General features: G+C 62.0%; 2 protein-coding genes. Both read right to left on the bottom strand.

The features are described 5' to 3' along the window. The coding region (locus AB4Z09_RS29125) for a TerD family protein (RefSeq protein ID WP_442241398.1) at positions 1-433 on the bottom strand (433 nt) is incomplete at its 3' end. 121 nt (positions 434-554) lie between these two features. Then, positions 555-1010 (bottom strand): tellurite resistance TerB family protein, encoded by a 456-nt coding sequence (locus tag AB4Z09_RS29120; RefSeq protein WP_442241397.1) that lies wholly within the window; start codon positions 1008-1010, stop codon positions 555-557. Between the last annotated feature and the right edge of the window lie 210 nt (positions 1011-1220).

The raw sequence follows: 1220 nt of genomic DNA, 5'->3' as shown, positions 1-1220 counted from the left end.
GGTCGTAACGGGCGAGTTCGGAGTTGTCGGCTTGGTTGACGACGCGAATATAGGCGTTGCGGACCTGGCCGAACGACTGGCTGCGGTTGTCGGCGTCGTAGATCGAGACGGGGAACACGATCGAGTCGATGTTCGCCGGCACGGCAGCGAGGTCGACCTTGATGACTTCGTCGTCGCCGTCGCCCTCACCCGTGGTGTTGTCGCCGGTGTGCTCGATGGAACCGTCCGGGGACTTGAGGTTGTTGAAGAACACGAAGTGCTGGTCGGAGACGACCTTCTTGTCGGCGCCCAGCCCGATCGCGGACGCGTCGAGGTCGAAGTCCTGCCCGGTCGTGGAGCGCAGATCCCAGCCGAGACCGACGGCGACTGCGGTCAGCCCAGGGGCCTCTTTGGTCAGCGAGACATTGCCGCCCTTGGTCAGGCTCACGCCCATGTTCGTCCTCCGGCGATCCGGGTTGAAGCTTAGATTCAGTACTGGACGGCGCGGCACGAAACCGTGCATTTGGGGCAGACAATAGTCCGGCCCTCCGACAACCTCCGGGCGCGTACAGGTCTCAAAGGTCGAACTCTCCCGGGTTGATCCCGACGGCGAAGCACGCCTCCTTGACCGCGTTCTTCTCGTACTGGTCGAAGTTGCCGTCGGCGCCGCCGATGATGATGCCGATCTGGATCACCGCACGCGCCTGCTCAGGCTTGGACTTGAGCTTGCCGATCGTGGCAGTGGCCTCAACCTTGCCGAAATCGAAATCGCCCTGCAGCTTGTCGCAGAACCAGTCGAACTTCTGTCGCAACTCGTCGGGGGCGAACACCTTCAACGACTCATTCGACATGATCAGTGCGGCCGTCTTCTGCCGCTCCGACGGGTCGATGCTGCCGTCAGCAGCCGCGATCAGCGCACACATCGCCATCGCACCGTTCGCGAACTCCTTGTTCTTGAACTGCGCAGTCTTCGTCTGCAGCTGCCCGTTCAGCTCCTGCGTCTTCGCCTTGAGCTGATCCCAGAATCCCATCTGTCCTCCTGTTTGGTGTCGGTCCCCGCGTATGCCACCGGCACCTTGTGTGCACTGTCGCGTATGCAGGTAGACGCGCGGTTGCGCGAAACATTCCACTGTCAGAATTGATACTGGGTGTACTCCTGGTCGGGGCACCGTCCGGTGTACTTCGTCCTTCGTCAACCCGATCCCGCGATGCTCCTTCTTGCTTCGCCCCACCGGCCCATC

Origin of the sequence: Rhodococcus sp. TAF43 (assembly GCF_052113525.1) — a bacterium.
Taxonomy (GTDB): domain Bacteria; phylum Actinomycetota; class Actinomycetes; order Mycobacteriales; family Mycobacteriaceae; genus Prescottella.
This window is presented reverse-complemented; position numbering and strand designations above follow the sequence as displayed.